This is a genomic window from Klebsiella sp. JB_Kp042, assembly GCF_040065275.1.
In the GTDB taxonomy this organism is placed as follows: domain Bacteria; phylum Pseudomonadota; class Gammaproteobacteria; order Enterobacterales; family Enterobacteriaceae; genus Klebsiella; species Klebsiella quasipneumoniae.
In genome coordinates this window covers 15,087-40,362 of record NZ_JBEAJL010000089.1, presented here as the reverse complement: position 1 = coordinate 40,362, position 25,276 = coordinate 15,087, and the positions used below count along the sequence as shown (strand labels likewise).

Below are 25,276 nucleotides of genomic sequence, written 5' to 3'. Positions count from 1 at the left end.
CGGTTATTGCCCGGCGGCGCTACGCTTGCGCGGGCCTACAGATCACATGCCAGGCGTAGCCCGGGTAAGGCGTAGCCGCAACCCGGGTAACGAAGCGGGATTACTCGATACCTTTGCTGCGCAGGTAGTCTTCGTAGTTGCCGCTAAAGTCGATCACCCGTTCCGGGGTAATCTCCAGCACGCGGGTGGCCAGCGAGCTGACGAACTCACGGTCGTGGGAGACGAAGATCAGGGTACCCTGATACATCTCCAGCGCCATGTTCAGCGATTCGATGGATTCCATATCCAGGTGGTTGGTCGGTTCATCCATTATCAGGATGTTTGGCTTCTGCATCATCAGCTTACCAAACAGCATGCGGCCCTTCTCACCACCGGACAATACTTTCGCCGGCTTCTTGATGTCATCCTGGCTAAACAGCAGTCGACCAAGGATACTGCGCACCGCCTGCTCGTCGTCGCCTTCCTGTTTCCACTGGCTCATCCACTCGAAGACCGTCAGGTCGTTTTCGAACTCGTACTCATGATCCTGCGCATAGTAGCCGAGTTGCGCGTTTTCAGACCATTTCACGGTGCCGTTGTCCGGCTGCAGTTCACCCACCAGGGTTTTCAGCATCGTGGATTTACCCACGCCGTTGGCGCCCAGAATGGCAATCTTCTCGCCCACTTCCAGCAGCAGATTGACGTTTTTGAACAGCGGACCGTCTTCAAAGCCTTTGGTGAGGGCTTCCACTTCCAGCGCGTTACGGAACAGTTTCTTGTCCTGCTCGAAGCGGATAAACGGGTTCTGACGGCTGGAGGCTTTAACCTCTTCCAGCTTGATTTTGTCAATCTGACGCGCGCGCGAGGTGGCCTGACGCGATTTAGAGGCGTTGGCGCTGAAGCGGCTAACGAAGGACTGCAGGTCGGCAATCTGCGCTTTTTTCTTGGCGTTGTCCGCCAGCAGACGTTCACGCGCCTGGGTGGCCGCCGTCATGTATTCGTCGTAGTTGCCCGGATAGACGCGCAGCTCGCCGTAGTCCAGATCCGCCATGTGGGTGCAAACCATGTTCAGGAAGTGACGGTCGTGCGAGATGATAATCATGGTGCTGTCGCGGTCGTTCAGCGTCTGCTCCAGCCAGCGAATGGTGTCGATGTCCAGGTTGTTGGTCGGTTCATCGAGCAGCAGAATGTCCGGGTTAGAGAACAGCGCCTGCGCCAGCAGGACGCGCAGCTTCCAGCCTGGGGCGACTTCGCTCATCGGGCCGTAATGCTGTTCAACCGGAATGCCCACGCCCAGCAGCAGTTCGCCCGCGCGCGCTTCAGCAGAGTAGCCATCCATTTCGCCATATTTCACTTCCAGGTCGGCCACTTTATAGCCATCTTCTTCGCTCATCTCGGCGAGGGAATAGATGCGATCGCGCTCCTGCTTCACTTCCCACAGCTCGCCGTGGCCCATGATGACCGTATCCAGCACGGTGAACGCTTCAAAGGCGAACTGATCCTGACGCAGCTTACCGATGCGCTCGTTCGGGTCGAGAGAAACGTTGCCCAGCGTCGGTTCGAGATCGCCGCCGAGGATCTTCATAAAGGTCGATTTACCGCTGCCGTTGGCGCCGATCAGACCATAACGGTTGCCGCCGCCAAATTTAACGGAGATATTTTCGAACAGCGGCTTACTGCCAAACTGCATGGTAACGTTGCTGGATACTAGCACGGGGATATCCTGAAAAAAGAGTATGAGGGGTGTGATACAGCAGACATTATGCCAGTAAATGACGCACTTTTCACGGTCTGCGGTAAATTCCGCCGCGGCGCTTGTGCTAAGGTCGTTGTCAGATGCGCCAGAGACCTGCGCGCAAACCGTTATTCTGTACGTGATGATGAGGAGTCCCATGACCACCAGCCAACCGCGACATCCGGCCTTTTTATCCCTGCAGGGCGGCATTAATTTTCGCGACCTGGGCGGCCAGCGCGCCGCCGACGGACGCCGGGTACGCAGCGGCAAGCTGCTACGCTCCGGTGCGCTAAACCGGCTAACGGCAGAGGATCTCGACCACCTGGATACCCTGCCGCTCAGCCGGGTGCTCGACTACCGCGACCCCGGTGAAGTACAGCGCACGCCGGACAAACTGAGCCCGCTCACCCACTATCTCAACGCGCCGGCCAATCCGCCGATCAGCGAGGTCAACGCGAAGGTCACCGAGCTGAATGCCGCCACCCTTAATGCGCTGAACGGCGAGCAGTTTATGCTGCAACTCTATCGCCAGCTGCCGTTTAACAATCCGGCCTATCGCCAGCTCGCCGCATGGCTGACGACCCCTTTCGACGGCGCCTTGCTGCAACACTGCGCGGTCGGTAAAGATCGCACCGGCGTCGGCTGCGCGTTAACCCTGTTCGCCGTCGGATGCGACAGCGAGACGGTGATGGAGGAGTATCTCCTTACCCATGGCATGCTGACGCAGGTGGAGGCCTGGATGCTGGAGATGCTCGGCAACGACCTGACGCCCCAGGGGCGCCAGAGCCTGGCGGACATCCTGACGGTGAAAGAGTCCTATCTCGCCGCCGCGCTGTCGGCTATTCAGCAGCGCTATGGCAATGTCGACGCCTGGCTGGCGGAAGAGTACCAGCTGACCGCCCCGGTCCGCGCGGCGCTGCAGGCCCGGCTGCTGGAAGACTAACCCTCGTCGCCCCGAACGCCAGGGCGCGGCAGCCGAGGCGACAGGGAAAAAAATGTGATTTCGTACACATCTGATTTACCTGTTCAGCGGAATGCACATATAATGCGCTCCCATCTACTGTCTCAATCATTAACAAAGGCCTGTGTGGCGTTGATTTCGCACACGACATTAAAAACTATGAAATTATCTACACTCTTAGCGGCAGCCTTCGCCATCGTAGGCTTTTGCAATACAGCGTCTGCTGTCACCTATCCTTTGCCAACCGATGGCAGCCGTTTGGTTGGTCAGAACCAGGTCATCACCATTCCGGATGATAACAAGCAGCCGCTGGAATACTTCGCGGCGAAATATCAGATGGGGCTTTCCAACATGCTGGAAGCCAACCCGGGGGTGGATACCTATCTGCCGAAGGGCGGTAGCGTCCTGAACATCCCTCAGCAGCTGATCCTGCCGGATACCGTCCATGAAGGGATCATCATCAACAGCGCCGAAATGCGTCTGTACTACTACCCGAAAGGCACCAACACCGTGATTGTTCTGCCGATCGGTATCGGCCAGTTAGGCAAAGACACGCCAATCAACTGGACCACCAAAGTCGAACGTAAGAAGGCTGGCCCGACCTGGACGCCGACCGCCAAGATGCATGCGGAATACGCTGCCGCCGGCAACCCGCTGCCAGCCGTCGTACCGGCCGGTCCGGATAACCCGATGGGCCTGTACGCGCTGTATATCGGCCGTCTGTACGCCATCCACGGTACCAACGCTAACTTCGGTATCGGCCTGCGCGTGAGCCATGGCTGCGTACGTCTGCGCAACGATGACATCAAATTCCTGTTTGAGAACGTGCCGGTCGGCACCCGCGTGCAGTTTATCGATGAGCCGGTAAAAGCCACCACCGAGCCGGACGGCAGCCGTTACATCGAGGTTCACAACCCGCTGTCGACCACCGAAGCGCAGTTCCAGGGCGGCGAGATCGTGCCGATCACCCTGACTCAGCCGGTACAGGCGATCACCAGCCAGTCTGATGTCGATCAGAACGTGGTCGAGCAGGCTATCCAGAACCGCTCCGGTATGCCGGTGCGTCTGAACTAAGTTCTGCATGACAAGAAAAACGGCGGGCCTGATGCCCGCCGTTTTTTTTATCGGTGTTGTGCCGGGCTGCGGCTGACGCCTTGCCTGGCGACTGAACCTGACAACACCCTGGCCCTGCTAAGCGCTGCGCCAACCGGGGCCCCCGGTCTAGCCGTTATTCACCAGAATAATCCCGCCATGGTCGTAGCGATAGTGGCAGTGGGCGTACTCCAGCGGCGTGCCGTCTTCCAGATAGATAACCTGCTCCACCTCCAGCACCGGATCGGTGGGCTCGCAGTGAAGATGCTGTTTATCCAGTTCATCCGGCTTCATCGCCCGCACCACGCGGTAAGATCCCATCAGCTTCAGCCCCAGCGTCTCCTGGATATAGCGAAACACCGAGCTTTCCAGATGGCTTTTATTGAGCCCCGGCACCAGCCCCACCGGCATGACCGTCAGATCCAGCGACACCGGTTCCCCGTTGAGCAACCGCAGGCGAACAAAGTCATACACCGGGGCATCGGCGTCGATCAGCAGCGAACTCTGCTCCTTGTCAGTGGGAAAACGCACCTCAAAGCGCACCACTTCGCTTTGTACCTCGCCAAGATGCTCCCAGGTTTTGGTGGCGCCGAAATAGTCGCTGCCGGGCAGCTCCCACTGCGACAGCTGAAGGAAATTTTTCCGCACAAAGGTGCCCTGCCCTTTGCGGGTATAGATCAGCCCTTCGACGATTAACTGGCGCATCGCCTGCTGGATGGTCATCCGGCTGGTGCTGAACTCTGCCGCCAGCGCAAACTGGTCAGGTAACGGCGCGCTGGCAGGATACTGCTGGCTGATGATCCGTTTTTTTATTTCCCGCGCGATTTGCAGATACTTCGCCGTCATTCCCCGGTCCTTATACATTCAGTGAGTGGCTGGCGGGCAGGATCCACGGCCTGACCGCCAGAACACCATTACATCACGTCGCCATTGCTGTGGATCACCTGCTTCAGCCACGCATAGCTCTTCTTCGGCACCCGCCGCAGATCCTTGAGGTCATGGTTCTCGCGATTGACGTAGACCACGCCGTAGCGCTTACGCATATCGCCCTGCGAGCTGAGGATGTCGATTAATCCCCAGCCGAGATAGCCGATCACCTGCGCCCCATCCTCAAACATGGCCGCTTTCATGGCGTTGATATGGTCGCGATGGTAGGCGATGCGGTAATCGTCGGCAACCGGATGTTCACCGTCCCACGACTCAATCACCCCGATGCCGTTTTCAATCGGGAAAACCGGCAGGCGCCAGTCGTTATAATAGCGGGTGATAATGGTCCGGAAGCTCAGCGGATCGATCTGCCAGTTCCATTCTGTCGCGTTCAGGAACGGGTTATCCTGATTGCCAAACAGCATATAGTTGTTAACCGCCGTTCCCGGCGGGATCGCATCGCTGTTCAGCGTCCGGCTGGCGTAATAGCTGAACGCCAGATAATCGACCTTCACCGTCGCCATCAGCGCGAGATCCTCTGGACGATAGATATCATCGAACCCTTCGGTGGCGACAAAATGCATCACTTCCGGGCTGTAGCCCTCCCCGGCGTAAGCCCGCAGCAGGTTCTGGTTTAAAAACTCGTCCAGCTGCTGGGCGCACAGGATATCGCGTGGTTTGCAGGTCGCCGGATAAACCAGGGCGTGGGCCAGCATCCCGCCCATCAGACACTGCGGCTTCGTCTGATGCAGGTGATCGGTCAGATGGACGTGCGCCATCATCACATGATGCTGGATCAGGTACAGCTCGCGCAGGGTCTTCTCCCCCTGCAGGTAGCCGGAAATCAGAAACGCTTCCGGCGAATGGTACAGATTCTGTTCATTAAAGGTGAGCCAGTATTTCACCTTGTCGCCATAGCAGGCGATCATCTTCTGGCCATAGCGAATAAAGGCGTCCATCACCCGGCGGTCGGTAAATCCGTTGTAGCGCTCCGCCAGCGAGAGCGGCATATCGAAGTGGTACAGACAGATCATCGGCTCGATGCCGCGGGCGATCAGTTCATCAATAAACTGATGGTAGAAGGCGATGCCCTCTTCATTGAACTCGCCGTCTCCCTCAGGGCACACCCGGCTCCAGGCGATCTGAAAACGGTAGCAGTTCATGCCCAGATCCTGCATCAGATCGAAATCTTCCCTAAAGCGATGATAGGAGTCGGTCGCCACCTTCCAGTCGGAAGCGAATTCTGCCGGTTGCCGGATATCGTACACCGACATCCCCTTGCCGCCCTCGTTCCACGCCCCCTCCGTCTGCATGCTGGAGACGGAATTACCCCATAAGAAATCTGCCGGTAGTCTGTTCTTCATCCTGCGCCTCGATATATGACTAGTCATTTAAACTTCATGACTAGTCATATATCGAAAAGCGAACGGATGCGCAAAGCCAGGGATCGTTTTCTGTGAGCCGGGCAAAAAAAAGATCGCCCCGGAGAGCGATCCTGTCGAACGACGTGGAGGGCGGCGGACTGCTGCGGAAATCAGGCGCAGAGTTTGAAGAGCCAATAGCCGGTGAGGGCCGCCCACAGCAGCATGGGAATGGAGTAGAGATGGAAACGCCACCAGATCCGCCGATCGCCAGCCATGCGCAGGGCGATGATATTGGCCAGCGAGCCCGGCAGCAGACCAAAGCCCCCCACGTTAACCGCCCAGGCGAGCAGGATCGACGGTGGGACATAGTTGAGCAGCAGAATGGTCGAGGGCACATTGCTGATCACCTGCGACAGGCCGATGGCGGTCAGCCACAGTCCACCGCCGGAGAGCGTCCCGACCCCGCTCAGCACCTGGTGCAGCGCCGGAAGCTGGGTCAGCAGATGGACGTCGATAAACATCACCATAAACACCAGCAGCAGCGACCAGTCAACATGGACGATCACCGCCCGGGCCAGCGCCAGAAAGCCCAGCAGCACCAGCGCCAGTCCCCACAGCGCCTGATCCATCTCCAGCGCCGTCAGGAACACCAGATAGAGCCCCAGACAGCTCCAGACGAGCTTAGGCTGCCACGATGGCGCCATATCGCTGCTCTGGTAGGTAAGCCGCTTTGCCGGGAAACAGAGCCAGCACAGCGCCAGCAGGGTCAGCATCATTGCCGCCGCCAGGGGCAGCATCTGGCCGATAAACCCGGGGAAAGAGAGACCGGAGCGTCCCCACAGCAAGATGTTCTGCGGGTTGCCGATCGGCGTCAGCAGCGACCCGGCGTTCACCGCCAGCGCTTCGAAAATAATCAGCCGGTTTACCGGGATGGCGCACCACTTCTTCAGGGTCAGGGTCAGGGGCACCACAATAAACAGCGCGACGTCGTTGGTGAGGAAGGTGGACAGCAGCGCCGCCGCCAGCACCATAAACATAGCCAGCTGACGCTCGGTGACAAAGCGGCGGGCCATTTTACGCCCCAGCACGTCAAAATAGCCGCTCAGTTCAATCCCCTTGGTCAACAGCATCAGGCCGCTGAGGGTGATGATGGTATGCCAGTCAATGGCCGCCGGCCAGCTTGCCGGGACAAACGGCACCATCACGCTGAGCACGCAGGCGATAATCAGCAGCAGATGGAGAAAACGGTCGCGCAGCAGCGACTGGACGAAGGGAAGAGTCATGCTTCCTGAGATCCCTGTGTTTGGGTAAATTTCAGGAACATCGCCAGCGTCTCTTCGCTCACGTGATGCTCCATCCCTTCGGCATCACGACGGGCGATCTCCGGACTGACACCGATCGCCAGCAGGAAGTTCTCCACGATTTGATGGCGCTCGCGGCTCTCCTGGGCCAGCTTCTCACCCTCCGCGGTTAAGAATATGCCGCGCCACGGGATCTGTTCGATAAGGCCGACGCTGGCCAGCCGTTTGAGCATCTTGGCGACGGTGGGCTGCGAGACCCCCAGCCGGGCGGCCATATCCACCTGACGCGCCTCGCCCACCTCGCGGATGAGGTCGGAAATCAGTTCAACATAGTCGTCAATCAGCTCGCGCCGATGCGCTTCCCGCACCTGGCGGAACCCTTCAACGTGCTCTTCAACATTTACTAACTGCGTCACTTTTTTTGTTATTGGCTTACCTGCGCGACGGTTCATTGTGCTTCCTCATTCGTGTGACGCGTCAAGCATCATATAAAAAGATCCACATTGTAATGGATTGCGCCAAGAGCACAAAAATTTAACGTTTTAGCCATAGCTATAAAATATAGCCTGTGCTATATCTGTATATAATGCAAACATCCATCAGGGAATGATGGAGCGAACAGGCAGGAGGAGAGCAGATGAACGAATTCAAGAGGTGCTTAAACGTGTTCAGCCATTCACCCTTTAAAGTACGCTTAATGCTGCTCGGTATGCTGTGCGAGATGATCAACGGTAAACCGCAGCAGGACAAACCCCATCGCTAAGGCGGCGTCGCGGTACGCCGCTTCATTTTTCCGTCATCATCTGCCGCTAAACTGACCGGTTTATCCCGTTTCCCCCACCTTTTTTCAAGTTTTGTAAGCGTCCTCGCAAAACAATCTGTTATGTCTGGTTGACCTTACCATTTACAAGCCCTATCTTTGCACAGCCCTGCCACATTCGCGGCTCGCAGAGACCCTCTTCACGCACTGTCCAGCAGGTTTTACCCCTTGAAGCCAGGGGATGCGCATGGCCTCTTTTTGATTGTTTACTATGAATGTCACCACCCTGAAAGATACGCTGGTCGCCCGCCGACTGGCACTGAACCCATGGACAGGATTCTACTTTTTACAATCGCTGTTGATTAACCTGGCGCTGGGCTATGAATTTAGCCTGCTCTATACCGTGGCATTTACCTGCGTGTTACATCTTCTGTGGCGTGCCTTTCCGCGCGTGCAGAAAGGAGTGGTCGGCGCTTATTCTCTGCTGGCGGCCCTCTACTACCCGTTTGGCCAGGCTTACGGCGCGCCCAACTTCAATACCTTGCTGGCGCTGCACGCCACCAACGTGGAAGAGTCCACGGAAATCCTCACCATCTTCCCGTGGTACAACTATCTGCTGGCGGTATTTATCTTCGCGCTGGGGATCATCGCGGTCCGCCGCAGGATCGTCGAGCAGACCCGCTGGGGAAAAATGGAGACCCTGGGCCTGCTGTTCAGCATCGGGATCTTCTTTCTTCAGCCGGTGCAAAATCTCGCCTGGGGCGGTGTATTCAAGGTGATCGATACTGGTTACCCGGCCTTCCGTTTTGTCAAAGACGTGGTGGTGAATAATAACGAGGTGCTGGACGAGCAGGCGCGGATGGCGCAGCTGGCCGGCATGAAAGATAGCTGGCACGTGCTGGCGGTGAAGCCGAAGTACCATCTCTATGTGGTGGTGATCGGTGAAAGCGCCCGCCGCGACGCCCTCGGCGCCTTCGGCGGCCACTGGGACAACACGCCGTTTGCCAGCTCGGTGAACGGGTATCTGTTTAACAACTACGTCGCCGCCAGCGGCTCGACGCAAAAATCCCTCGGCCTGACCCTTAACCGGGTGGTCGATGGCAAACCGCAGTTTCAGGATAACTTTGTCACCCTCGCCAACCGCGCCGGTTTCCAGACCTGGTGGTTCTCCAACCAGGGGCAGATCGGCGAGTACGACACCGCTATCGCCAGTATCGCCAAACGGGCGGATGAAGTGCAGTTCCTGAAAAACGGCGATTTCGAAGCCAATAAAAACACCCAGGACGAGCAGTTACTGAAGCTGACCGAGCAGGTGCTCTCCACCCAGCGTACCCAGCCGCAGCTGATTGTTCTGCATCTGATGGGCTCGCACCCGCAGGCCTGCGACCGGACCAAAGGCAAATATACGGTTTTCGTCCAGTCGAAAGAGACCTCCTGCTATCTCTACAGCATGACGCAAACCGATACCCTGCTGGCTAAGCTCTACAGCCAATTGCAAAATTCCGGCGACACCTTTTCCCTGACCTACTTTTCCGATCATGGTCTGGCGTTCAAGGAGCGAGGCAAAGAGGTGCAGTATCTGGCGCACGACGATAAGTTCCAGCAGAACTTCCAGGTGCCGTTTATGGTGCTCTCCAGCGATGACAAAGCGCATAAAGTCATTAAGGCGCAGCGCTCGGCAAATGATTTCCTCAGCTTCTTCTCGCAATGGACCGGCATCAAGGCGGCGGAAATCGCCCCGCGCTATCGGTTTATCTCTGAGCAGAAGGCCGGCCCGGTGTATATCACCAACTTCCAGCTGCAGAAGGTGGACTATTCACACCTCGGCAGCGATGAGTTCACCATCAACTAAAACGACGCGGTCAGCGCCGGCCAACCGGCCGGGCTGGCGGTCAGCAGGCAAAAAAAAATCCGCCCCAGGAGGCGGATTTTTTATATCACCGGAGTGATTAGAAGCGGTAACCCACGCCAGCGATCCAGGTGCCGACGTCAACGTTACGAATACGAGACTGCTCGTAGGAGAAGTCCAGGGCAACGTTTTCGATCGGGTTGAACTGCAGACCAGCACCGTAGGAGAAACCGTAGTCGCTCATATCGGATTTATTAGGGAAGTTGTTGTTCTGGAATTTACCGTAACCAACACCCACTACGCCGTAGATGCTTGCCCAGTCGTTCAGACGGTAAGCCGGACCAGCGGTGATGCCGTAGTACTGACCTTTGTTGTAAGTACCGTTGCTGTTATTATCCTTTTCGGTGTAGGTGAAGGAACCGATAACGCCCAGCGGGTTGTTATCTTGCTCGTAACGGTATTTCAGGTTGAAACCGCCAGCTTTGTTCGCTTTACCCTGCATGTCGCTCTGCGCGTAACCGCCGGTTACGGTAGAAGTTGCAGCAAATGCAGTGGTACCTACGGATGCAGCCAGAACAACGGCCAGTGCTGAAAGACGTGCAATTTTATTCATAACCACCTCAAATGTGTTTCTAATAAGTCCTAAGCCTTAAATATATCAAAAACTTTTGGGAAACTCTTTGGAGTTTACATTGTCTAACATACTTTTTCATGTAACCAAAAGTTTCCATATTTCTATAACAATATGGAAAACAAGAGTTTTTGGCGTTAACTTACAGTTTAACGCTCATTAAGAAATTCGCAAGCATCCAGATTAATCCTAATCACCTGGTGAATTTCTCAGCAACTTTCGCCATTGTACTGTTTTTGCGCCTGTTTTTTTCAACATTAGCTCAACCGCCAGCAGCTAATTCCAGTACACTGGAACTTTTACCCCTTTTGACAAAAATTGACAGGAGAAAGGATGCCCGGTCCATCCCGAAAAGCGGCGGCATGGTTGCCGATAGTGGTGATTTTAATCGCTATGACCTCGATTCAGAGCGGCGCATCGCTCGCCAAATCGCTGTTCCCGGTGGTCGGCGCCCCGGGAGTTACCGCCCTGCGCCTGGCGCTCGGGACGCTGATCCTGGTGGTGGTGTTCAAGCCCTGGCGGCTACGTTTCTCTCCGGCGCAGCGCGTGCCGCTGCTGCTGTACGGCCTGGCGCTCGGGGCGATGAACTATCTGTTTTATTTATCCCTGCAGCGTATTCCGCTCGGCGTGGCGGTGGCCCTCGAGTTTACCGGCCCACTGGCGGTGGCGCTTTTCGGCTCGCGCCGCCCGCTGGATTTTGTCTGGGTGGCGCTGGCGATCCTCGGGCTGTGGTATCTCCTGCCGCTGGGGCAGAACGTGGCGCAGGTGGATTTAACCGGCGCGCTGTTCGCTCTCGGCGCCGGGGCCTGTTGGGCGGTCTATATTCTGACCGGCCAGCGCGCGGGTGAGGAGCATGGTCCAGCCACGGTGGCGATGGGGTCGCTTATCGCCTCGCTGGTCTTTGTCCCGTTAGGTATGGCGCAAGCCACCGATACGCTGTGGCAATGGTCGCTGCTGCCCCTGGGGCTGGGGATTGCCATTCTCTCCACCGCACTCCCCTACTCTCTGGAGATGATGGCCCTGACGCGCCTGCCGACGCGCACCTTCGGTACGCTGATGAGCCTCGAGCCGGCGCTAGCCGCCCTGTCCGGTATGATCTTCCTTGGCGAAACCCTGAACCTCTCCCAGACCCTGGCGCTGGGCGCCATTATCATCGCCTCAATGGGCGCCACGCTGACCATGCAGCGGCAAAGCAAAATCAAGCAAGTCGATATCAATTAACATTCTGTTACGGCGGCGGCCCGCGTCAGCTGCGGGCCTGCCAGCCTTCGCTAACCTTCTGATTGGACTTGTTTTTTCAAATAGCCAACCACTTTGCGCTATCGGAGTGATATGGCCTGCCGATGCCTCAAACTTTAAAACCCTTGCTATACTTAGTCCCGAAGTTACTTGGGACAACGCTCCACATCATTCAGTTTTGAAGTGTGACGAGCATCAATATCAAGAGGATATGAAACGATGAGTACCGCTAAACTGGTTAAATCAAAAGCATCTAATCTGGTCTATACCCGCAACGATGTCGCTGACAGCGAAAAGAAAGCGACCATTGAGCTGTTGAATCGCCAGGTGATCCAGTTCATTGACCTGTCCCTTATCACCAAGCAGGCACACTGGAATATGCGCGGTGCGAACTTTATCGCCGTGCACGAAATGCTGGACGGTTTCCGTACTGCGCTCACTGAGCATCTGGATACCATGGCGGAGCGCGCCGTGCAGCTGGGCGGCGTCGCCCTGGGCACCACTCAGGTGATCAACAGCAAAACCCCGCTGCAGAGCTACCCACTGGATATCCATCATGTTCAGGATCACCTGAAAGCGCTGGCTGACCGCTACGCGGTAGTGGCTAACGATGTGCGCAAAGCGATCGGCGAAGCTAAAGACGAAGATACCGCAGATATCTTCACCGCCGCTTCCCGCGACCTGGATAAATTCCTGTGGTTTATTGAAGCGAATATCGAGTAAGGCTTTGCCGTCGGCCGCAGCGCGGTCGACGGCGCCTTTGCTTTTTCCACCCAGCCCTTGTTGTTTTTCCCTCCTCCGTTTTCCCTCACCCGCTGGCCCTGCACCATTTCAGGGCGCCAAATTGATGAAAATGCGCACAAAAGTAAAACAATTGTAATAATCACCTCACACAATCGTTACGGCGAGATTGTTTTCCCATCAGGGTTTGCGCTAAAAATGGGCTCGTTATTCAGCGACCTCAGGATGCACCAAAATAACGCCCCGTTATGGTGCACTCTTTACCTGAAACGATCGATATTGTGCAACGGCTACCGCTTCGTTTGTTGAAAAACAACAGCTTGTAAAAGTGGCACGATTTTTTCATTAGGCTAGTCGTTCTCGCAGGGGATCGTCCCGTGGATATAAAAGGAAATGCTATGAAGTCTGTATTTAAAGTTTCACTGGCTGCACTGACCCTGGCTTTTGCGGTTTCTTCCCATGCCGCCAATAAGACCCTGGTTGTCGCCACCGATACGGCGTTCGTCCCGTTCGAATTTAAGCAAGGCGATAAGTATGTGGGTTTTGACGTTGACCTGTGGGCGGCCATCGCCAAAGAGCTGAAGCTCGACTACACCCTGAAGCCAATGGACTTCAGCGGCATTATCCCGGCGCTGCAAACCAAAAATATCGATCTGGCGCTGGCGGGGATCACCATTACCGACGAGCGTAAAAAAGCCATCGACTTCTCTGACGGCTACTACAAGAGCGGCCTGCTGGTGATGGTCAACGCCAATAATAACGACATCAAAGATGTGAAAGATCTGAACGGCAAAGTGGTCGCGGTGAAGAGCGGCACCGGCTCCGTTGACTACGCGAAAGCCAATATCAAAACCAAAGATCTGCGTCAGTTCCCGAACATCGATAACGCCTACATGGAGCTGGGTACCGGCCGCGCGGATGCGGTCCTGCACGATACGCCGAACATCCTCTACTTCATCAAAACCGCGGGCAACGGCAAATTCAAAGCGGTAGGTGAATCACTGGAAGCGCAAAACTACGGTATCGCCTTCCCGAAAGGCAGCGACGAGCTGCGTGAGAAAGTGAACGGTGCGCTGAAAACGCTGCGCGAGAACGGCACCTACAACGAAATTTATAAAAAATGGTTCGGCACTGAACCAAAATAATAAAAACGTACATCGCCGGGCGCAGGCCCGGCGACTTCACAACGGTCTTCCGGCACAGACGTTGCGGGAGACAGTATTTTGGCGGAGGCTTTCCTCTGCTCTCGACACGGTAACAGGAACGTATTATGCAGTTTGACTGGAGTGCCATCTGGCCTGCCATTCCGATTTTGTTGGAAGGCGCCAAAATGACGCTGTGGATTTCCGTCCTCGGCCTGGCCGGCGGCCTGATCATCGGTCTGGTGGCCGGTTTCGCCCGCTGCTTCGGCGGCTGGATCGCCAACCACATCGCGCTGGTGTTTATTGAAATCATTCGCGGCACCCCGATTGTGGTGCAGGTTATGTTCATCTACTTTGCGCTGCCGATGGCCTTTAGCGATCTGCGCATTGACCCCTTCTCCGCGGCGGTAGTGACCATCATGATTAACTCGGGCGCCTATATCGCGGAAATTACCCGCGGCGCGGTGCTCTCCATTCATAAAGGCTTCCGCGAAGCGGGCCTGGCGCTGGGCCTGTCGCGTCGCGAAACCATTCGCCACGTGATCCTGCCGCTGGCGCTGCGCCGCATGCTGCCGCCGCTGGGCAACCAGTGGATCATCAGCATCAAGGACACCTCGCTGTTCATCGTCATCGGCGTCGCCGAACTGACCCGTCAGGGACAGGAGATCATCGCCAGCAACTTCCGCGCGCTGGAAATCTGGAGCGCCGTTGCCGTGATCTACCTGATCATCACCCTGGTCCTGAGCTTTATTCTGCGTCGTCTTGAAAGAAGGATGAAAATCCTGTGATTGAATTTAAAAACGTCTCCAAGCACTTTGGCCCGACCCAGGTGCTGCACGATATCTCTCTGAAAATCAATCAGGGTGAAGTGGTGGTCATTATCGGCCCGTCCGGCTCCGGTAAATCGACGATGCTGCGCTGCATCAATAAACTGGAAGAGATCACCAGCGGCGATCTGATTGTCGATGGCCTGAAGGTCAACGATCCGAAGGTGGACGAACGTCTGATTCGTCAGGAAGCCGGGATGGTGTTCCAGCAGTTTTACCTGTTCCCGCACCTCACGGCGCTGGAAAACGTGATGTTTGGCCCGCTGCGGGTACGCGGCGCCAGCAAGCAGGCGGCGGAGAAGCTGGCGAAAGATCTGCTGGCGAAAGTCGGTCTGGCAGAGCGCGCGCATCACTATCCGTCTGAACTCTCCGGCGGCCAGCAGCAGCGTGTGGCCATCGCCCGCGCGCTGGCGGTGAAGCCGAAGATGATGCTGTTTGATGAGCCCACCTCCGCGCTCGACCCGGAACTGCGTCATGAAGTGCTCAAGGTGATGCAGGATCTGGCGGAAGAGGGCATGACGATGGTGATTGTGACCCACGAAATCGGCTTTGCCGAAAAAGTGGCCTCGCGACTGATCTTTATCGACAAGGGACGAATTGCCGAAGACGGCAACCCACAGGAGCTGGTGAACAACCCGCCAAGCCCGCGTCTGCGGGAATTCCTGCAGCACGTCGCCTGACCCACAACGGCTCTCTCCGTCGCGGAGAGAGCCGCTTTCCAGATTCCTCTTCCCTCCCCTTCCGCCATCGGCTTCTATACTTACCCGTTTACGTTGCAACGGAGGTGCCCATGCCGTGGATCCTGCTTTTGCTCGCTGCGCTGTTTACTCCCCCGCTTTCCGCCGCCGCCCTGCCCGGCGTGCCGACCGCTAATGCCGATAAAACCAGCGCCAGCGAACCCGATGTAGAACAGAAAAGAGCGGCCTATGCCGCGCTGGCCGACGTGCTGGCCAACGACTCCGCCCGCCAGGAGCTCATTGACCAGCTGCGTAAAGCGGCCGCCACGCCGCCGCCCGACAGCACCCCGACGCTGACGCCGCCGGCGGTGAAAGAAGAGACCACGGTGCTGGAGAACGTCACGCAGATCAGCCGGGAATATGGCGATGAGTTCTCATCGCGCTTCTCCCAGCTGTGGCGCAATATTACCGGCTCGCCGCATAAGCCCTTTAATCCGCAAACCTTTACCAGCGCCGCCTGGCATTTTTTACTGCTGGCCGGGCTGGTGTTTGCCTTCTGGTGGCTGGTACGCCTCGCGGCGCTGCCGCTGTATCGTAAAATGGGCGAATGGGGACGGCATAAAAACCGCGATCGCGGAAACTGGCTCCAGCTGCCGTTGACCATCGCCGGGGCGTTTATCATCGATCTGCTGCTGCTGGCGCTGACCCTGTTTATCGGTCAGCTGTTGAGCGATCGCCTGAATGGCGACAACCCTACTATCGCCTTCCAGCAGAGCCTTTTCCTCAACGCCTTCGCGCTGATCGAATTCTTTAAAGCCATCCTGCGGCTCATTTTCTGCCCGCGCATCCCGGCGCTCAGGCCCTTTAACCTCAGCGACGAGGCCGCCTCCTACTGGAGCCTGCGCCTGAGCGCCCTCAGCAGCCTGATCGGCTACGGCCTGATCGTCGCGGTGCCGATTATCTCCAACCAGGTGAATGTTCAGGTCGGCGCGCTGGCTAACGTCGTCATCATGCTGTGCATTACGCTGTGGGCGCTGTATCTGATTTTCCATAACAAAGCGGTGATTACGCAGGGACTGATCCATCTGGCTGACCGCTCGCTCTCCTTCTTTAGCCTGTTTATCCGCGCCTTCGCTCTGATCTGGCACTGGCTGGCCTGCGCCTACTTTGTGGTGCTCTTTTTCTTTTCCCTGTTCGACCCAGGCAACAGCCTGAAATTTATGATGGGCGCCACCCTGCGCAGCCTGGCGATCATCGGCGGCGCGGCGCTGGTGTCCGGCATTCTGTCGCGCTGGATAGCCAAAACCATCACCCTCTCCCCTGCCACTCAGCGCAACTATCCTGAGCTGCAAAAGCGGCTGAACGGCTGGATCTCCGCGTCGCTGAAGGCAGCGCGTATTCTCACCGTCTGCGTCGCCATCATGCTGCTCCTGAGCGCCTGGGGGCTGTTTGACTTCCGCGAATGGCTGCACAACGATGCCGGGCAAAAAACGGTGGATGTGCTGATCCGTATCGCCCTTATCCTCTTCTTCTCCGCTATCGGCTGGACGGTGCTGGCCAGCCTGATCGAAAACCGGCTGGCCTCGGATATCCATGGCCGCCCGCTGCCCAGCGCGCGGGCCAGGACGCTGCTGACGCTGTTTCGCAACGCGCTGGCGGTGGTGATCAGCACTATCACGGTGATGATTTTGCTCTCGGAGATTGGGGTCAATATCGCGCCGCTGCTGGCGGGCGCCGGGGCGTTGGGGCTGGCCATCTCGTTTGGCGCGCAAACCCTGGTCAAAGACATTATCACCGGCATTTTTATCCAGTTTGAGAACGGGATGAATACCGGCGACCTGGTCACCATCGGTCCCTTGACCGGCACGGTGGAACGGATGTCGATTCGCTCAGTGGGGGTGCGCCAGGATACCGGCGCTTATCACATTATCCCCTGGTCCTCGATCACCACCTTTGCCAACTTCGTGCGCGGCATTGGCTCGGTGGTGGCCAACTATGACGTCGACCGCCATGAGGATCTGGATAAAGCCAGTCAGGCGCTGAAGGCGGCGGTGGACGATCTGCTGGCCCAGGAGGAGATCCGCGGCCTGATCATTGGCGAACCGTCGTTCGCCGGGCTGGTGGGGCTGAGCAATACCGCCTTTACGCTGCGCGTCAGCTTCACCACCCTGCCGCTGAAGCAGTGGACGGTGCGTTTTGCCCTCGACACCCAGGTGAAAAAGCACTTCGACCGCGCCGGGGTTCGCGCCCCGGTACAAACCTGGCAGCAGCTGCCGATGCCGGGCGCCGATAGCCCGGCCGCGGAGTAGTTAGAACGGACGGCGGCGTTTGGCGTCGTCCATAAAGCTCCAGGCGATAAAGCGGCTCTGCTTTTGCCCCTGGGCCATCTCTTTTTTCACCACTTTCACTGCCCCGACCTCGGTCAGCAGGCGGTAGAGCGGCGGCAGATTGTCGCCGCGCGACACCAGCGAGGTAAACCATTTCACCTGGCGGGCGAAGGCCTGACTTTCGCGGATCATCTGCGAGATAAAGGCCACTTCGCCCCCTTCGCACCACAGCTCCTGCTGCTGACCGCCAAAGTTAAGCCCGCTGTCGGCGCCGAGTCCGAGATTGCGGCGCTTGCGCTCACCGCCCGCCCGGGCGCTCTCTGCGGAGTCATGGAACGGCGGATTACACAGCGTGGCGTTATAGGTCTCGTTTTTGTGGATCACGCCGTGGAAGATAGCCTGGCTCTCTTTTTGCCGACGCAGACGGATCTGCCGGGTCAATCCCGGGTTGCCATTGACAATCGCCTGCGCGCTGGCGAAGGCTTCCGGGCTGATTTCGCTGCCGGTAAAGCGCCAGCCGTACTCGTGAACGCCGATCAGGGGATAAATGAGGTTGGCGCCGGTGCCAATATCGAGGATTGTGGCTTGCTTCGGCACTTCGCCGCTGTCCCCGGCCAGCAAATCCGCCAGATGATGAATATAATCGGCCCGCCCCGGCACCGGCGGACAGAGAAAACCATCAGGAATGTCCCAGTGTTTGACCGCGTAGAAATGCGCCAGCAGCGCTTTATTCAACGCCTTTACCGCCTGCGGATTGGCAAAATCAATGGTCTGCTCACCCAGCGGATTGAGCGTAATGTATCCCTGCAGGTCAGGATGCGCCTGGCAGAGCGCGGGCACGTCGTAGCGTTGATGGTGGCGGTTACGCGGGTGTAACCCCGGTTTCTGGGCTTTCATGACAATCTCCTTTGAACAGCCGCGTAAGATACCCGTTGACGGCCGCTCGGTAAATAAGGGAGTCTGGATATCTCCTTTATCCGTGACAGGTGCAGCATGTACTTTTATCAACCTTCGCAGGGCCACGGCCTGCCGCATGACCCGCTCAACGCAATAATCGGGCCTCGCCCGATAGGCTGGATCGCCTCGCAGGACGCCGAGGGCCAGCGTAATCTGGCGCCATACAGCTTTTTTAACTGCTTTAACTATCGCCCGCCGATCATTGGTTTCGCCAGCAGCGGCTGGAAAGACAGCGTGCGAAATATCGTCGAAACGAAGGAGTTCGTCTGGAACCTGGCGACGCGCCCGCTGGCCGCCGCGATGAACGAAACCTCCGCCTCGATCCCGCACCATGAGGATGAATTCGTGCGCGCCGGACTCACCGCCGCCGCCAGTCGCCTGGTCAAGGCCCCCCGGGTGGCGGAGAGCCCGGTGAACTTTGAGTGCCGCCTGTCGCAATGTATTCAGCTCACCACCGCCGACGGCAACCTTGTCGATACATGGCTGGTGCTCGGCGAAGTGGTCGCCGTGCATATCGATGAATCACTGCTGGAGAACGGCATCTATCAAACCGCCCGCGCTCAGCCGATCCTGCGTGCCGGGGGGCCGAGCGCCTATTACAGTATTGATGACAGCCTGCGTTTTGACATGATCCGCCCGGATGCCCGCTAAATAATATCCCTGGCGCGGGGACCGCTACCCTGCGCCGGTTGCGGGCGAAACGCCTTGTTTTTGCATAAAAAATTCCCTATCGCGCGGTCTGGAAAGGCCTACACTTAAGCTATGTCCCATGCTGTTTATGAGGATATGCTGATGAAAATCACCTCGCTGCTGTTCGCCGCTGCGCTTGCCGCTCAGGCCGACGCGGCCTCTTCCCTGCCGCCGCCCCCCGTACTGCCCTATGGCGGGCCGCTGCGTCCTGTCGGCACCGTCTCCGCCTCCGGCGCCCGCACCCTTGACGACCTGGTGGCCGCCCTCGCGGATAAGGCCCACCGTCGTGGGGCGATAGCCTGGCGGGTCAATGCCGCCAGCAGCGGTAACCGGCTGTACGGTTCAGCTATAATTTATCAATAACCCTTTTTTACAGGAGGCAGACAATGGCATCAGGTTGGGCAGGCGACGGCGCCGTACAGGATCAGATCGACAGCACCATTGACGATGCGGTGGCTCGCGCCCGCCGCGAGCTTCCGCACGGCGAAAGCAACAAATTTTGTGATGAATGCGGAGAGCCGATTCCGGAGGCGCGTCGACAGGCGATACCCGGGGTGAGATACTGCGTGAAGTGCCAGCAGGAGAAAGATTTACATAACAATACATTTTCAGGATATAATCGCCGTGGTTCCAAGGATAGCCAGCTACGCTGACTTTCCTTTACCGTTCATGACAGCCTTTCGCATTATCTTTTCGCGCACACTTTTTGGCGATAAATGTCGCAATATGTGCCCTTAAGCGTGCCGGTCCCCCTCGCTCCGCCATCAGACGAAAAGAATGAGAAATAATTTATTAATAATCAGTAAATTATTAATCATTCAAAAAATTAGATGAAGACTGTGAATTTCCTTCGATTTTATCTCCCGCAAAAAAGCGTGATACTTATCACATCGACGGAACATCGTCCCCTGAACAGAACAACCTGCGAGAGATTAACTATGAAAAACATCAAATATGCTGCCGCTGCCATCGCTCTGACCGCCCTTTCCTTCGGCGCCTTTGCCGCCGAGCCGGTTACCCCCGCTCAGGCTGAAAGCATGAATAAGATCGGCGTGGTGTCTGCGCAAGGCGCAACCACGTTAGATGGTCTGGAAGCGAAACTGGCTGCTAAAGCCGAAGCCGCTGGCGCAACCGGCTATAGCATCACTTCCGCTAACACCAACAACAAACTGAGCGGTACCGCGGTTATCTATAAATAATCGCAGCTCAACCCTGTAAGCCACTGAATTAACCCTGAAAAGACCTTTAATACCCTTGCCTTGCCCGTCCGAGCCACCGGACGGGCTTTTTTTATTCTGCCGAGCCAATCACCAGCAGTCGTTGACGCGGCTGAGCCCCTGCTCCAGGGTTGAGACCTCCCCGGAGGCCAGCAGACAGCAGGCAAGCTGGATCTTCAGCGAGTGGGGTACCGGTTCGACGCCGGCGACGCAGCGCTCGATCCAGCGCGCGGTCACTTCGGGATCTTTTGAGGCCGGCAGAATGACTTCCTCCGCCGCGGCCTCGGTCTGACGGTCGCACAGCGCCCGCACGCCCTGGTCATCGATCAGGCTGATCTGCGGGCAGCGCTGCGGGTTGGCGTACACTTCGCCTTCGGTACCGTGCATCAGCAGCGCGCGGCCACCGGTCTCGCGAAAGAAGCTCGCCACCCTGGGAACATATTCCGGATGCGATACGCTGGAGAGACGTAACGCCTCCCCTTCGCCAAACGGCGTGGCCAGTTTGGCCAACGTATGGGCGCTGTTGCGCACGCCCATCCGCCAGCGCATCGCCAGCTGTTTCTCCAGCGGCGGGCAGAAGGCGCCCACCGGGATATACACCGGTTCATGCCCCTCCAGCTGCGCCTGAGCCTGGCCGGCATGCCGGGTAGCCGGAATGTCCAGCAGGGTAAAAATGGTCTCGGTCAGCACCCGGGTCGGATCGTGACTGACGCCGTGAACCACGACCGGAAACCCCAGCTTGTGCAGGAGCATCGCCAACAGCGGCGTCAGGTTCGCCTGCTTGCGCGCGCCGTTGTAGCTGGGGATAACGATCGGCATCGGCTTGCTTGCCGGCGGGGTCAGGCGCAGAGTATACTGCTGCATCGCGGCGTAAAAGCCTTTCATCTCCGCTTCGCCTTCGCCTTTGATGCGCAGGGCGATTAATATTCCCCCCAGCTCCAGCTCCGGCACCTCGCCGTTCAGCATCCGCGCGTAGAGCGCACGGGCGGTCTCTTCATCCAGGTCGCGGGCATGATTCTTACCGCGGCCCACCTCTTTTATAATTTTGCTGTACTCCATGGCTCCCCCTGTTGCGTCACGCGCCGGCGTCAACGACGTTTGCGGCCTGTCTGTTTTGCTGTCTGTTTTGCTTTACGTTTTACTATAACCTCCGGGACGCCCGGCTGCTCTATGGGAAAAACAGGTAACGCGTTCAGTAGACGCGCGCCGTAGTTTTTGGTCAACAGACGCTTATCGTAAATCACCACCTCTCCCCAGCAGTGATGGCTACGGATCAGACGCCCCACCTGCTGAATAAGATTAAAGGAGGCGCTGGGCAAACTCTGTACCTCGAAGGGATAACGATTGAGGCTTTTCAGCCATTCGCCTTCGGTGATCACTACCGGGCTGTCGATGGGCGGAAAGGCGATTTTATGGATATGCACCTGGCTTAACAGATCGCCTTTTAAATCGAGACCTTCGGCGAAGGACTGCAGGCCCACCAGCACGCTGCGCTCGCCGCTTTCCACCCGTTTGCGATGCAGCTCCACCAGCCGGTAGCGCGGCTGGTCGCCCTGCACCAGCAGCATCAGGCGCAGATCGGTCACATGCTCCAGGAAGCGATTCATCGCTCGCCCGCTGGCGAACAGCACCAGCATCCCGAGATGTTTCTTGCTCTCCACCTGCTGGCGAAAATAGGCCGCCATCTCGGCGATGTGCTGCTCTTCGTTATCCATCAGCGGTTCATAGCGCATTTGAGGAATAATAATTTTCCCCTGCTCTACGTGGTTGAACGGCGAATCCAGCGCCACGAAGCGGTCGCCCGCTTTCTCCTTCAGGCCGCTCATCTCCTGCAGGCGCGAGAAGCTGTTTAGAGAGCGCAGCGTCGCTGACGTCACCACGATATGCGGCACGCTGCGCCACAGCAGTCGTTCAAGCTGATCGCTGACGCGGATGCCGACGCAGTGGAACCAGACGTGGATCTGGCCGTCGCGCACCACCCGCGTCGCCCATTTGGTCACCGGCGCGCCAGAGGACTGCGCCATCGACGCCAGACGCCACAGCTTGCTTTGGCTTTCAAACATGCCGAGGGCGCGGTTCATCTGCAGCAGCACCCGATGCAGGCGCACCACGTCATGGCTGCCGGTCTTTTCGCTGAGATCGTTAAGGAACAGCTCCGCCAGCCCGCGCAGCGTCTCGGTGAGCTTCGCCAGCCGCTGGCAGATCTCCATCACCTCCTGCGGCAGTTCGCCCATCGGGAAGCGATGCTCCGCGTCCTGACCGGCGGGCATATAGAGATTGAGAATATTATTCAACGACGCAATCAGCTCGAACAGCTCTTCGCAATGGCCGGCGAGCCGCTCCGCATTGGCCAGCGGCGGCGTGGTTTTCGGGCGGAACTGCTCCATGCAGGTAGCCACCAGCTTGCAGAACAGATCCAGCTGCAGGCGAAACCAGGGGGCGGTGATCTCGGCGCTCATCTCCAGCGCATCGCGGGCGACGTCCGGCAGATGATGGCCTTCGTCGAGGACCAGCAGCAGGTTTTTCGGCTCCGGCAGCACCGCCTCGCTCTCCATCGCCGCCATCACCAGCGCATGGTTGGCCACCACCACTTCCGCCTCCTGAATTTCCCGCCGCGCCACAAAGAACGGACACTCCCGATAGTAGTGGCAGTTGCGGTTCAGGCAGCTGGCCTTATCGGTGCTCAACCGGCTCCACAGCCCATCGTCGATGGCTTTGTCGGTATGGTCGCGCAGGCCGTCCCAGCGGTAGCTGTCGAGATCCTGCTTCAGCGTCGCGCACAGCTTCTGCTCGGCCTGGTTGTTCGGGGTGAGATCGTCGTCGAGGAAGGCCAGCAGATTCTGCTGCGTCGGCTCGGTGCTGGCCAGCGCCGTCAGATTGCGCGGGCAGACGTAGCGTCCGCGACCGAAGGCGGCGGTGAAGCGCAGGTCGGGGATAATCTTGCGCAGCAGCGGCAGGTCTTTACTGTAGATTTGATCCTGCAGGGCGACGTTGGCGGTGCTGACCACCAGCGTTTTTTGTTCCTCACGGGCGATGGCAATGCCGGGGATCAGATATGACAGCGTTTTACCAACGCCGGTCGGCGCTTCGATAGCCAGATGCCGGCCCTCATCCCCGGCGAGGGTTTTCGCCACATCAGCGATCATCTGCCGCTGCGGGGGGCGGGGAATAAAGTCCGGGATCTGTTCCTGAAGCGCCTTATACCAGGCGGCGATTTGCGCTTTCAGCGCAGCGGTCAAAGCCATGAGAAAACCTGAATACTGTATAAACAGCCACTATTGTGCCATTTTTGCCCGCCCGGAGGTATTGCTTTCTGCTCAGTGTGGAAGCGTGCTCGACAAATAGTGTAATGGAAAGAAAAAGGCCCGCCGCCGCGTAGCGGACAGACGGGCCTGAGCCGTACTTAACCGCATTCTCGCGGTCCGGGCATCAGCCTGTTATTCGCCAGCCGGTTTACGCGGGCGACGGCGGCGCGGCGGTTTGCCGTCCTGAGTGCGCGCTTTCGGCGCCTCGCCGTCCTGACGACGCGGGGCGCTGCTCTGGCTGCGCGGCTGTCCGCTGCGCCCCTGGCCCTGGCCGCCGCGTCCCTGACCACGACCGCCGCCGCGCTGCTGGCGACCGTTCTGGATAGGTTCGGCTTTAATGGACGGATCCGGCTCATAGCCGGCAATCGCGATGCGCGGGATCTCTTTCTTCAGCAGGCGCTCGATATCGCGCAGCAGCTTGTGCTCATCCACGCACACCAGCGACAAGGCTTCGCCGGTGGCCGCGGCGCGACCGGTACGGCCGATACGGTGGACATAATCTTCCGGCACGTTCGGCAGCTCGTAGTTCACCACGTGCGGCAGCTCTTCGATATCCAGACCGCGGGCGGCGATATCGGTCGCCACCAGCACGCGAATGCCGCCGGATTTAAAGTCGGCCAGCGCGCGGGTACGCGCCCCCTGGCTCTTGTTGCCATGGATCGCCGCGCTGCGGATGCCGTCTTTGTTGAGCTGCTCCGCGAGGTGGTTGGCGCCATGCTTGGTGCGGGTAAAGACCAGCACCTGCTGCCAGTTGCCTTCGCCGATAAGCTGCGACAGCAGCTCGCGCTTACGGTTTTTGTCAACAAAATGGACGTGCTGGGTGATCTGCTCGGAGGCCGTGTTGCGACGCGCCACTTCCACTTCCAGCGGGTTGTGCAGCAGTTTCTCAGCCAGGCCTTTGATCTCGTCGGAGAAGGTCGCCGAGAACAGCAGGTTCTGCCGACGCGGCGGCAGTTTAGCCAGTACGCGGCGGATGTCATGGATAAAGCCCATATCCAGCATGCGGTCCGCTTCATCCAGTACGAGGATTTCCACTTTATCGAGGCTGACGGCGTTCTGGTGTTCCAGGTCCAGCAGACGGCCCGGGGTGGCGACGAGGATATCGACGCCGCCGCGCAGCTTCATCATCTGCGGGTTGATGCTCACGCCGCCGAACACCACCAGCGAGCGAACATTCAGATATTTGCTGTAATCCCGCACGTTCTCGCCCACCTGCGCCGCCAGCTCGCGGGTCGGGGTCAGGATCAGCGCGCGCACCGGGCGACGACCCTTCGCGTGCGGCTCGTTCTGGATCAGGCGCTGCAGCAGCGGCAGAGTAAAGCCCGCCGTTTTACCGGTGCCGGTCTGGGCGCTGGCCATCAGGTCGCGGCCCTGCAGTACCGCCGGGATCGCCTGCTGCTGGATAGGGGTCGGCTCAACGTAGCCCTGCTCAGCGACAGCGCGCAGGATATCGGGATTCAGGCCAAGGGAATCAAAAGACATAACAACTCCGAACCGCCCCGGCCCGGTGAAGGGCGTAGTTTTCAGGGAGATTATTGCGATAAGAGATGGCAAA

Annotated in this window: 23 protein-coding genes and 1 pseudogene; 14 read left to right on the top strand and 10 right to left on the bottom strand. The window is 58.1% G+C overall.

All coding sequences use genetic code 11. The features are described 5' to 3' along the window. Positions 1-100: 100 nt before the first annotated feature. A complete protein-coding gene (locus ABLV54_RS16515; protein WP_023288955.1) occupies positions 101-1,693 on the bottom strand; it encodes an ABC-F family ATPase in 1,593 nt (530 codons plus the stop codon). Positions 1,694-1,741: 48 nt separating this feature from the next. Here ABLV54_RS16515 and ABLV54_RS16510 point away from each other — a divergent pair. Together ABLV54_RS16510 and ldtB are read left to right on the top strand one after the other, a co-directional pair. Further along, positions 1,742-2,657, top strand: a pseudogene (locus ABLV54_RS16510) (tyrosine-protein phosphatase). 177 nt (positions 2,658-2,834) lie between these two features. Continuing rightward, entirely contained in the window at positions 2,835-3,749 is a 915-nt protein-coding gene (ldtB, locus tag ABLV54_RS16505; RefSeq protein ID WP_032428696.1) for a L,D-transpeptidase, read from the top strand. A gap of 147 nt (positions 3,750-3,896) precedes the next feature. Here ldtB and ABLV54_RS16500 read toward each other — a convergent pair whose 3' ends face one another. The 4 genes from ABLV54_RS16500 to mntR all read right to left on the bottom strand — a co-directional run bounded on the left by ABLV54_RS16500 (position 3,897) and on the right by mntR (position 7,811). Beyond that, positions 3,897-4,613 carry a GntR family transcriptional regulator gene (locus ABLV54_RS16500; RefSeq protein ID WP_044521840.1) on the bottom strand — a complete coding sequence of 239 codons (717 nt, stop codon included), beginning with the start codon at positions 4,611-4,613 and terminating at the stop codon, positions 3,897-3,899. A gap of 68 nt (positions 4,614-4,681) precedes the next feature. Further along, complete coding sequence (locus tag ABLV54_RS16495; RefSeq protein WP_348814195.1) at positions 4,682-6,058, bottom strand: glycoside hydrolase family 1 protein; 1,377 nt, start codon at positions 6,056-6,058, stop codon at positions 4,682-4,684. Between the two features lie 170 nt (positions 6,059-6,228). Next, positions 6,229-7,341, bottom strand: coding sequence for an anion transporter (locus tag ABLV54_RS16490; protein ID WP_048297121.1), 1,113 nt, complete (start codon positions 7,339-7,341; stop codon positions 6,229-6,231). Continuing rightward, positions 7,338-7,811, bottom strand: coding sequence for a manganese-binding transcriptional regulator MntR (gene mntR, locus ABLV54_RS16485; RefSeq protein ID WP_004886216.1), 474 nt, complete (start codon positions 7,809-7,811; stop codon positions 7,338-7,340). Before mntR ends, ABLV54_RS16490 begins: the two co-directional genes overlap by 4 nt. Before the next feature lie 185 nt (positions 7,812-7,996). Between mntR and mntS the strand changes: the two genes are divergently transcribed. Together mntS and ABLV54_RS16475 are read left to right on the top strand one after the other, a co-directional pair. Then, entirely contained in the window at positions 7,997-8,122 is a 126-nt protein-coding gene (mntS, locus tag ABLV54_RS16480; RefSeq protein WP_023288948.1) for a manganase accumulation protein MntS, read from the top strand. Positions 8,123-8,390: 268 nt separating this feature from the next. Next, positions 8,391-9,971 carry a phosphoethanolamine transferase gene (locus tag ABLV54_RS16475; protein ID WP_023288947.1) on the top strand — a complete coding sequence of 527 codons (1,581 nt, stop codon included), beginning with the start codon at positions 8,391-8,393 and terminating at the stop codon, positions 9,969-9,971. 97 nt (positions 9,972-10,068) lie between these two features. On the opposite strand, the gene ompX is transcribed toward ABLV54_RS16475, so the two are convergent. Continuing rightward, on the bottom strand, positions 10,069-10,581 hold the full coding sequence (gene ompX, locus ABLV54_RS16470) for an outer membrane protein OmpX (RefSeq protein ID WP_004886207.1): 513 nt from the start codon (positions 10,579-10,581) through the stop codon (positions 10,069-10,071). A 351-nt stretch (positions 10,582-10,932) separates the two neighbouring features. Between ompX and rhtA the strand changes: the two genes are divergently transcribed. The 6 genes from rhtA to ybiO all read left to right on the top strand — a co-directional run bounded on the left by rhtA (position 10,933) and on the right by ybiO (position 17,534). Next, positions 10,933-11,820, top strand: coding sequence for a threonine/homoserine exporter RhtA (rhtA, locus tag ABLV54_RS16465; RefSeq protein ID WP_023288946.1), 888 nt, complete (start codon positions 10,933-10,935; stop codon positions 11,818-11,820). Between the two features lie 237 nt (positions 11,821-12,057). Continuing rightward, the gene (gene dps, locus ABLV54_RS16460; protein ID WP_004886200.1) at positions 12,058-12,561 is read left to right on the top strand and encodes a DNA starvation/stationary phase protection protein Dps; all 504 of its coding nucleotides are present in this window, start codon (positions 12,058-12,060) and stop codon (positions 12,559-12,561) included. A gap of 416 nt (positions 12,562-12,977) precedes the next feature. Further along, the gene (gene glnH, locus ABLV54_RS16455) at positions 12,978-13,724 is read left to right on the top strand and encodes a glutamine ABC transporter substrate-binding protein GlnH (protein ID WP_004886198.1); all 747 of its coding nucleotides are present in this window, start codon (positions 12,978-12,980) and stop codon (positions 13,722-13,724) included. A 125-nt stretch (positions 13,725-13,849) separates the two neighbouring features. After that, complete coding sequence (gene glnP / locus ABLV54_RS16450; protein ID WP_050532947.1) at positions 13,850-14,509, top strand: glutamine ABC transporter permease GlnP; 660 nt, start codon at positions 13,850-13,852, stop codon at positions 14,507-14,509. Next, positions 14,506-15,228, top strand: coding sequence for a glutamine ABC transporter ATP-binding protein GlnQ (gene glnQ, locus ABLV54_RS16445; RefSeq protein ID WP_004212183.1), 723 nt, complete (start codon positions 14,506-14,508; stop codon positions 15,226-15,228). The genes glnP and glnQ overlap by 4 nt, the downstream gene beginning before the upstream one ends. Positions 15,229-15,338: 110 nt before the next feature. Beyond that, positions 15,339-17,534: a mechanosensitive channel protein gene (gene ybiO / locus ABLV54_RS16440; RefSeq protein WP_044521827.1), complete on the top strand. Its 2,196-nt coding sequence runs from the start codon at positions 15,339-15,341 to the stop codon at positions 17,532-17,534. Here the strand turns inward: ybiO and rlmF are convergent, their stop codons facing one another. Then, the gene (gene rlmF / locus ABLV54_RS16435; RefSeq protein WP_050532948.1) at positions 17,535-18,449 is read right to left on the bottom strand and encodes a 23S rRNA (adenine(1618)-N(6))-methyltransferase RlmF; all 915 of its coding nucleotides are present in this window, start codon (positions 18,447-18,449) and stop codon (positions 17,535-17,537) included. Positions 18,450-18,545: 96 nt separating this feature from the next. On the opposite strand from rlmF, the gene ABLV54_RS16430 reads away from it, so the two are divergent. The 4 genes from ABLV54_RS16430 (at position 18,546) to ybiJ (ending at position 20,398) form a co-directional block, all read left to right on the top strand. Then, positions 18,546-19,160, top strand: coding sequence for a flavin reductase family protein (locus tag ABLV54_RS16430; RefSeq protein ID WP_023288943.1), 615 nt, complete (start codon positions 18,546-18,548; stop codon positions 19,158-19,160). Positions 19,161-19,301: 141 nt separating this feature from the next. Beyond that, the gene (locus ABLV54_RS16425) at positions 19,302-19,562 is read left to right on the top strand and encodes a DUF1471 domain-containing protein (protein ID WP_048298642.1); all 261 of its coding nucleotides are present in this window, start codon (positions 19,302-19,304) and stop codon (positions 19,560-19,562) included. Positions 19,563-19,585: 23 nt separating this feature from the next. Beyond that, positions 19,586-19,852 carry a DksA/TraR family C4-type zinc finger protein gene (locus ABLV54_RS16420; RefSeq protein WP_023288941.1) on the top strand — a complete coding sequence of 89 codons (267 nt, stop codon included), beginning with the start codon at positions 19,586-19,588 and terminating at the stop codon, positions 19,850-19,852. Positions 19,853-20,137: 285 nt separating this feature from the next. Beyond that, the gene (gene ybiJ / locus ABLV54_RS16415; protein WP_004176772.1) at positions 20,138-20,398 is read left to right on the top strand and encodes a DUF1471 family protein YbiJ; all 261 of its coding nucleotides are present in this window, start codon (positions 20,138-20,140) and stop codon (positions 20,396-20,398) included. Positions 20,399-20,506: 108 nt separating this feature from the next. Here ybiJ and ybiB read toward each other — a convergent pair whose 3' ends face one another. From ybiB to rhlE, 3 genes are all read right to left on the bottom strand, one after another. Continuing rightward, the gene (ybiB, locus tag ABLV54_RS16410; protein WP_050532949.1) at positions 20,507-21,475 is read right to left on the bottom strand and encodes a DNA-binding protein YbiB; all 969 of its coding nucleotides are present in this window, start codon (positions 21,473-21,475) and stop codon (positions 20,507-20,509) included. Between the two features lie 29 nt (positions 21,476-21,504). Then, positions 21,505-23,661 carry an ATP-dependent DNA helicase DinG gene (dinG, locus tag ABLV54_RS16405; protein ID WP_050532950.1) on the bottom strand — a complete coding sequence of 719 codons (2,157 nt, stop codon included), beginning with the start codon at positions 23,659-23,661 and terminating at the stop codon, positions 21,505-21,507. A 192-nt stretch (positions 23,662-23,853) separates the two neighbouring features. Beyond that, a complete protein-coding gene (gene rhlE / locus ABLV54_RS16400) occupies positions 23,854-25,203 on the bottom strand; it encodes an ATP-dependent RNA helicase RhlE (protein WP_023288938.1) in 1,350 nt (449 codons plus the stop codon). Between the last annotated feature and the right edge of the window lie 73 nt (positions 25,204-25,276).